This window comes from Kitasatospora sp. NPDC059722, from assembly GCF_042733235.1.
GTDB lineage: Bacteria > Actinomycetota > Actinomycetes > Streptomycetales > Streptomycetaceae > Kitasatospora.
On sequence record NZ_JBHWGD010000168.1, the window covers coordinates 1 to 7,820 of the forward strand.

6 protein-coding genes and 1 pseudogene are annotated in these 7,820 nt (G+C 76.4%); 2 read left to right on the plus strand and 5 right to left on the minus strand.

Annotated features, from left to right (window positions below):
* A pseudogene (locus tag ACFV4F_RS41235) lies at window positions 1-455 on the minus strand (hypothetical protein); the annotation flags it as partial.
* A 553-nt stretch (window positions 456-1,008) separates the two neighbouring features.
* Here ACFV4F_RS41235 and ACFV4F_RS41240 point away from each other — a divergent pair.
* On the plus strand, window positions 1,009-3,543 hold the full coding sequence (locus ACFV4F_RS41240) for a cytochrome P450 (protein WP_380510774.1): 2,535 nt from the start codon (window positions 1,009-1,011) through the stop codon (window positions 3,541-3,543).
* Between the two features lie 17 nt (window positions 3,544-3,560).
* Here ACFV4F_RS41240 and ACFV4F_RS41245 read toward each other — a convergent pair whose 3' ends face one another.
* The 3 genes from ACFV4F_RS41245 to ACFV4F_RS41255 form a co-directional block, all read right to left on the minus strand.
* Complete coding sequence (locus ACFV4F_RS41245; RefSeq protein ID WP_380510777.1) at window positions 3,561-3,704, minus strand: DUF6126 family protein; 144 nt, start codon at window positions 3,702-3,704, stop codon at window positions 3,561-3,563.
* A 124-nt stretch (window positions 3,705-3,828) separates the two neighbouring features.
* Window positions 3,829-4,176, minus strand: coding sequence for a metalloregulator ArsR/SmtB family transcription factor (locus ACFV4F_RS41250; RefSeq protein WP_359958530.1), 348 nt, complete (start codon window positions 4,174-4,176; stop codon window positions 3,829-3,831).
* Between the two features lie 308 nt (window positions 4,177-4,484).
* Window positions 4,485-5,636 carry a Gfo/Idh/MocA family protein gene (locus ACFV4F_RS41255; protein ID WP_380510780.1) on the minus strand — a complete coding sequence of 384 codons (1,152 nt, stop codon included), beginning with the start codon at window positions 5,634-5,636 and terminating at the stop codon, window positions 4,485-4,487.
* 103 nt (window positions 5,637-5,739) lie between these two features.
* On the opposite strand from ACFV4F_RS41255, the gene ACFV4F_RS41260 reads away from it, so the two are divergent.
* Window positions 5,740-6,417, plus strand: coding sequence for a TetR/AcrR family transcriptional regulator (locus ACFV4F_RS41260; RefSeq protein ID WP_380510782.1), 678 nt, complete (start codon window positions 5,740-5,742; stop codon window positions 6,415-6,417).
* A 9-nt stretch (window positions 6,418-6,426) separates the two neighbouring features.
* Here ACFV4F_RS41260 and ACFV4F_RS41265 read toward each other — a convergent pair whose 3' ends face one another.
* A complete protein-coding gene (locus tag ACFV4F_RS41265) occupies window positions 6,427-7,578 on the minus strand; it encodes a glycoside hydrolase family 3 N-terminal domain-containing protein (protein ID WP_380440312.1) in 1,152 nt (383 codons plus the stop codon).
* Window positions 7,579-7,820 lie beyond the last annotated feature (242 nt).

Consider the following 7,820-nt stretch of genomic DNA (forward strand, 5'->3'; position numbering starts at 1 on the left):
GTCTGGGGGGGGGGCGGGGGGGGGGGGGGGGCCCGCCCGCGGGGGGGGGGGGGGCGCGCGGGGCCGCGCCCCGGGCGGGGGCGCCGCGGGGGGGGGGCCCCGCCCCGCGCCGCCGGGTCCCCGCCGAGCCAGAGCCGCAGGGCCGCGGACAGCGCGGCGCTGGCCGGGCCCGCCGCCGGACCGCCCGTCCGGGAGATCCGCTCGCCCAGCAGCGGCAGCAGGTCGCCGACCGGCGCGGGCAGCCACAGCGTCACGGCGCAGGGCGCGGGCCGGGCGAGCACGCGCCGCAGCCGGCGGGCGGCGGCGTCGCCGTCCAGGGCGGGGATGACGTCCAGCAGGCCGTCCACCGCCACGTCGGAGACGTCCCCGCCGCGGTCGCGCGCCAGGGAGCGCAACAGGGCCCGCTCCGCGGCGCTGATCCGGACGGTCACCATGACCTCGTCGTCGCAGTCCATGTGATCCCAGTTCCCGTCTCGTGGCGTCGGACCGGTTCGGTGGCGGAGCGGCGTACGGGGGATTCCTGCCCCCCGGCCGCCCCGCCCTCACCTCCCGGCCCTCGGCTTCGTGTCCGCACGGTGCAGATCACACCGAGCCGTCCCGGCAACCGGCGTCGGGTAGGGCGTGAGCGCGGGCCGGTGGCGCAGACGGGTCATCAGGGAACCTCCTTGTCCGCCACCATGCTGGACCCGCCCGCGGCCGACCGGCGAGGGCCGAAAGACCCTGCCGGCGGGGCACGCACGGGCGCACCGGTGCACCGCCATCACCGCAGGTCGCGGCGGGCGTGCGGGCCGGCCCGGGGGCGCGCGGGCGGGTGTCGCCGATGGACCGTTGGGGTGATCCACCCGTACGCCGCGCAACGCCCGTCCGAACGGCGCGTTTCCTATGGCGTGCGCCCTCTGGGAAGGACGTACGCGGGGCTCCGCGGTGACCGGTTCCCCGCCTTCCGGCCGGCGCGACGGCGCATCCCGCGGTACCGCCGCACCGGCCCATCTGGTGAGAGGTAGTGTCATGACCCTGACGACGGAGACACTCACGACGAGCGGCACACCGGCGGCGCGAAGGACGGCGGCGGCCCCCGGGACGCCGAGACCGGCCACTCCACCCAAGGCCACCCCGCCGACAGCCGTCCGGCCGACACCGACCCCACCGACACCGACACCGCCGACAGCCACTCCACCGAAGGCCACCCCACCGGAAGCGCCGAAAGCCACGAGAGCCCTCTCCCCCGCGGCCGTCCCGCCGCTCGCCCCCGGCGCGCTCCCCGGCCTCGGCCACGCCGCCGCCCTGCTGCGCGACCCGCTCGGCTTCCTCGGTTCGCTGGCCCGCCACGGCGGCGTGGTCCGCATCCGGCTCGGCCCGCGCACCGTCTGCGTGGTCACCGACGCGCCGCTCGTCCACGCGCTGCTCACCACCCACGCCCACGGCTGCCCGCGCGGCGCCGTCCAGGACACCCTCAGGACGGCCTTCGGCGACGGCCTGCTGATGTCGGAGGGCCAGGCCCACCGCGACCGCCGCCGGGTGATCCAGCCCGCGTTCGGCCCCGACCGGATGGCCGGGTACATCGCCGTCATGCACCGGGTCACCGAGGAGCGGGCCGCCCGCTGGCGGCCCGGTCAGGTCCTCGACGTGGCCAAGGAGATGAACCACCTCGCGCTGGAGATCGTCACCCGCTCCCTGTTCGACGCCCGGCTCAGCGAGGACGCCACGCTCGCCTTCCACCGCGCGCTGCCGGACCTGGTCAAGGGCCAGATCGTCCAGTCGCTCTACCCCCACCCGGCCATGGCCCGGCTGCCGCTGCCCGTCAACCGGCGCTTCGACGCGGCCGTCCGGGTGCTCAACCGGGTCGTCGACCAGGCCGTCAACGGCCGTGCGGCGAAGGGCGGTCCAACCGACGGCGGTCCGGCCGGCACGCTGCCCGCCGTGCTGCGCGCCGCGACCGACCCGGCCACCGGCCGTCCGCTCACCGAGGCCGACGTGCGCTCCGAGGCGATCACCATGTTCGGCGCCGGGACGGAGACCGTCTCCACCACCCTCACCTGGCTGATCGACGAGCTCCTGCGCCACCCCGAGGTGGAGGCCCGCGTCCTCGCCGAGCTGGACGAGCACCTGCCCGCGGGCACCGTCCCCACGCCCGAAGCCCTCGCCCGCCTCACGTACACGCGCGCCGTCACCCAGGAGGTGGTGCGGCTGCACGCGCCCAACGCGTTCCTGATGCGCACCGCGCAGCTGCCCGTCGAGCTCGGCCCGTACCGGATCCCGGCCGGCACCGAGCTGCTGTACAGCCTCACCGCGCTGCACCGCGACCCGGTCCGCCACCCGGACCCGCTCGCGTTCCGCCCCGAGCGGTGGCAGGACGGCGGCGCCGGGCGGCAGTCCTACCTGCCGTTCGGCGCGGGCAAGCACAAGTGCATCGGCGAGGCCTTCGCGTGGGCCGAACTGACCGTCGCGGCGGCCGCGATCCTGCGCCGCTGGCGGCCGGTGGCCGTCCCCGGGGCGCGGGCCCGCGAGGTGGTCTGGACGACCGTCCAGGCGCACGGGCTGCGGGTCCGGCTGGCCCCGCGCGAGAGCGGCGGAGGGCGGCAGGAGACGGCAGCGGGCCGGTGTCCGGCCGACCCGCCCACCCTCCGGCCCGCCACGCACCCGGTCCGCCGACCCGCCCGCCCGGCCGCCGAACTGGCCGCCGCCACCGCCCGGCACGCCGACTGGGCGGTCGACCGCGGCCTTCTCACCCGCGCCGAGCTCGCCCGCTACCAGGCCTACACCCTGCCGGAGTTGATCGGCCACGCGTACCCGCGCACCCGGGGCGCCGACCTCGACCTCCTGATCGACGTCCTCGGCTGGTTCACCATCCTCGACGACCGCTTCGACGGCTCCCCCGGCCGCCGGCCCGGTGAGGCACGGGCGATCGTCGACCCGCTGATCGCCGTGCTGGACGGCGCGGCACCGGCCGTCGGGGACGACCGACTCACCGCCGCCTGGCGCGAACTGTGGCATCGGCAGACCGGGCCGGCCTCCCCGGCCTGGCGCGCCCGCGCCGCCCGCGAGTGGCAGGCCTGCCTCGCGACCTTCCCCGCCGAGGCCGAGCACCGCGCCCACGGCACCGTCCCCCGTCTCGGCCTGGCCGAGACGATGCGGCTGCGTCGGCACAGCAGCTGCCTCTACCCGTTCATGAACATACTGGAACGCGTCCACGGCGCCGACGCCCCCGCCGCGCTGCACGCCGAACCCGCCCTGCACCGGCTGCGCGCCCACACCGCCGACGCCGCCACCCTGATCAACGACCTCTACTCGCTGCAGCGGGAGGAGCGCCAGGGCGCCGCCGCCTTCAACACCGTGCTCGCGCTGCAGCGCCTGCGCGGCTGCACCCGGGCGCGGGCCGTCGGCGCGGTCCGCGCCCGGGTCGCGCAGCTGCGCAACGAGAGCGCGCTGCTGCGCCGCGAGCTGCTGCGGCGGCACCCGGAGAGCGACTGGTACCTCGACGGCACCCGGGAGCTCGTCGACGGCGTCCAGGCCTGGACGAGCACCAGCCGCCGCTACCACTAGCGGACGGCCCCGGTCCGCTACTTCCGGCCGCCGAGCGCGAAGAGCAGCAGCACGAAGCCGGCGAACAGGTGCGTGGCGAAGATGTAGATGCCCGCGCGGATGAGCATCGCCTTGCGGAGGCGCTTCTCGTCGCTCGTGCTGTCGGGCGTGCTCTCGCTCATGGCGGCGGGTTCTCCTCGGGTGGAACGGTCTGCGGTCCGGACGCGCGGCGGACGGATGGTCCGGCGGCCGGACGAAATGGCGGCCGAACAGAACGGCGGCCGGACGGAACGGTGGCCGGACGCCTCAGCGGCCCGGCAGCGCCGCCCCGGGCGCGCGCAGTTCGGTGAGCAGCGCGCCCTGGTCGGTGATCAGCTCGGTCAGGATCCGCCGCGCGGCCCGCAGCAGGTCGGCGACGTCCGGGGTGCTGAGCGCGTACACCACGGTGTTGCCCTCGCGGGTGGCCGTGACCAGCTGGGTGCGGCGCAGCACCGCGAGCTGCTGGGAGAGGTTGGAGGGTTCGACCTCGATCTCGGCCAGCAGCTCGCGGACCGGCCGGGGGCCGTCCTGGAGGAGCTCCAGGACCCGGATCCGGACCGGGTGGCCGAGGGTGCGGAAGAACTCCGCCTTGGCCTGGTACAGCGGGACGGGCATCGTCCGCTCCCTCCCTCGTGTGCGGCTGGGTCGACGGCCGGGTGCGGGGCGCACGGCCGGCAAGCATCATCCTTGGAGATGAAGAATTCTTCAAGTCGTCACAGCATCGGCGCGGGGTCACGGCGGCATCGGAACGGCCCGAAGGGGCGCGACCACCCCGAACACGGTTGCGGAGGCCGAGCCCGGACGCTGCCAACTCCCGGGCTCGGCTGTCGAGGTGACGTGCCGTCAGAACACTACAGGCAGATCCTCCGCCACCGGAGGGCAGAACCGGGAAAAGGGACGGACGGCGGCGTCGGCCACCGGCCCTACCGCCGGGCCGGGACCTGCCGCACCCCGCCCGCATCCGCCGAACGCCCGATCGCGTCGAGCAGGCGGTGCACCCGCACGCCCTCGTCGAAGCCGGGCACGCCGCGCTCCCCCGTCCGGAGGTCACGGGCCAGCCGGGCGTACAGCCGGGCCACGTTGAAGCCCTCGGCGTCCCGGCCGATCCCGGGCATCCGGTACCGGTCCGGGAGCGGCACCTCCCGGAACTCGCCGCCGGGGGCGTCCGCCCGCAGCAGGCGCAGCTCGCCGATCTGGATGCCGGCCGGACCGGCGGGCCCGGTCGAGACGACCGCCAGGGCGCCCTCGGTGCCCGTGATCTCCAGGCGCGTCCCGGCCTCCACACCCTCGGCGTCCTGGACGGTGGCCGACAGGCGGGCGCCGCCGAGGAGGGTCCCGTCGAGGCGGAGCCGGTCGGGACTGGTCGCGACGACCGTGGCGCCGGTCTCGGCGACGGTGTACGCGGACCGCGAGACGGACGTGACCGCCGTCAGCTCCTCGATCCCGCCGAGCACGTGCTGCACCGCGTCGAGCGTGTGCCCGCCCGCGACCTCCAGCGTCCCGGCGCCGTTGGCACGGTCGAGCGTGTAGGCCGCCCAGCCTGGGATCAGCCCGCCCGCGCCCTTGCCGCGGGCGGCATGGACGGTCGCCGAGGTGATGCGCCCGAGGCTGCCACCGGCCACCAGCTCGCGGGCGTGGGCGAGCGCCGGGGCGTACCGCGCCTGGAGCCCGATCACGTGGTGCACGCCGGCACCGCGGGCCGCCGCCGCGAGCGCCTGCGCCTCGGCGGTGGTCCGGGACAGCGGCCACTCGCAGTACACGTGCTTGCCGGCCGCCAGCGCGGCCCCGACCAGCTCGGTGTGCGCGGGCACCTTCACGGTGACGACGACCAGGTCCACGTCGGGGTGCCCGGCCAGCCGCGCGGCGTCCGTGAAGGCGTGCGCCGCACCGAAGGCGCGGGCCGCCGCCCGGGCGCTCTCCGGGCGGCTGGTGCCGACGGCGGTGATCTCGTACTGCGGCAGCGCCCGCAGCGCGGGCAGGTGCGCCCGGACGGCCCACCCCCGGTCGGGGTTCGCCCCGATGATGCCGACCCGGATCTTCCGCGGTTCCACGACGGATGCCACAGCGGATGTCACGACAAGCCCCCCAACCATAAACGGACAGACCTTGTCCGTTTGATCTGCCGGGGACTCTAGCCAAGCGGACAGGATTGGTCCAGTTAGCGGCTAGGATCGGCCCGTGAACACACCGCCGGACACCACGCCGAGCACAGCGCCGACCATCGCGCCGAACGCGCCGTCGCCGGCACCGCGCGGCAGCACCGTGGACCGCCTGCTCGCCGACGCGTCGGGCCGGCTCCCGCGCGCCGACGCCCGGCGCAACGTCGAACGCCTCGTGGCGGCCGCCAGGACCGCCGTGGCCGAGGTCGGCGTCGGCGTCTCCGCCCACGAGATCGCCCGCCGGGCGGGCGTCGGCGTCGGCACCTTCTACCGGCGCATCCCCTCACTGGAGGTGCTGCTCGAAGCGCTGCTCGACGAACTCCTCGGCGAGATCGCGGACCGCGCCGACGACGCCCTCGCCGACCCCGACCCCTGGCACGGGTTCTGCGGCTTCGCCGCGGCCTACGTGGGGCTGCGCGCCGAGAGCTGCGGCATCGGCGAGGCACTCGGCGGGGCCTGCGGGGACTCGCTCGCCCGGCAGCTGGCGGACCTGCGGGCCCGGATCCGGCAGCTCGTCGAACGCGCCCAGGAGGCGGGCGCGATGCGCGCGGACGTCGCGTGGGAGGACGTCCCGTTCCTGCTCGCCGCCGCCGCGACCGGCGAACGCACCCTGGGCCTACGGGCCGACGAGCAGCAGTGGGAGCGCAACCTCCGCATCATCCTCGACGGGCTGCGCACCGCACCGCCCTCGCCCTGAGGCCCGCCGTCAGTCGAGTGCGGCGCGCAGGCCCGTGATGCGGGCGAGGGAGACGTCGAAGGCCGCCCGGTCCAGCCGGCCCGAGTCCAGGGCGGCGGCGACGGCGGCGGCCGCGTCCTCGCCCTGCTGCGGGTCGCGGGCCGAGCACAGCAGGAGGTCCATGCCGGCGTCGGCGGCCGCGACGGCACGGGCGCCGGTGTCGCCGTACGGGGTGAGGGCGCCGGCTTCGAGGGCGTCCGTCACCGTGACGCCGCCGAAGCCCAGGCGCTCCCGGAGCTCGCCCCGCACGATCGCGGGCGACAGGCCCGCCGGGCGCTCGGCGTCGAGCGCCGGGTAGACCGCCCAGGAGGCCATGACCAGCCGGACGCCCGCCGCGATCGCCGCCCGGTACGGCTCCTCGCCGCGGGCCCGCAGCTCGGCGAGCGGCACGGGCAGGGTGACCGGGCGCTCGTCGGTGTTCGCGTCCCGGGCGGCCGAGCCGAGACCGGGGAAGTGCTTCGCGGTGGCGGCGACCCCGAGGCCCTGCTGCGCGGCGGCGAACGCGCTGCCCAGCCGGCCCACCGCGGCCGGATCCCGGCCGTACGAGCGCTCGTGGCGGTCGATGAAGTTGCCCGGGGTGTCGTAGACGTCGAGCACGGGGGCGAGGTTGACGTTCAGGCCGGACTCCGCGAGGTTCTCCCCCGCGCCGGCGCCCGAGCGGGCCGCCTCGGCGAGCGGGTCGGGCGACAACCCGGTGGCGCGGGCGGAGAGTTCGGGCGCACCGGGCAGGCGGCGGACCTTGCCGCCCTCCTGGTCGGTCATCAGCAGCAGTGGCTCCGGCACCGGCGACTCCGCCGCGGCCTGCCGCAACTCGCCGACCGCTTCGGCCAGTTGCTCGGGACCGGTGACGTTCTCGCCGAACAGGATGACCCCGGCCGCCCGGCCCTCGCGGATCGCCTGGAGCACCACGGGCGACGGGGTCGGCCCCGGGTACGAGTAGACGATCCGGCGGCCGGCGAGCAGCCGGGAGTCGAGCGTGGACGGCATGGCGGCGCTCCTCTCCACCGGGCCCGACGCGCGGGCCGGCACCGGCACCGAGCCGGCCGGGACGACCGGCCCGAGCGCGGCGGCCAGGGCCGAGAGCACCGCCACGAGCTGGGCGGAACGCCGGAGCGGGGACATCGGGGCCTCCCGGAACGGGACGGACGGAACGGGAACGGGACGGACTCCGCACGCGGGAAGCGCGTACGGTCCGTCAGCGTACCCAACAAATAGGCCACATGACGGTGCGTGCCGCCGCCGTCGCCGTCATGCTTCGGCCACCACGGCCGCACGCTTGGAAAGCGTGTTGGGGGCAACCCCTCACGAGTTCGAATCTCGTATCCTCCGCCTTTGCCTAGCAAGGCAGTTGAAGGCCCCGACCG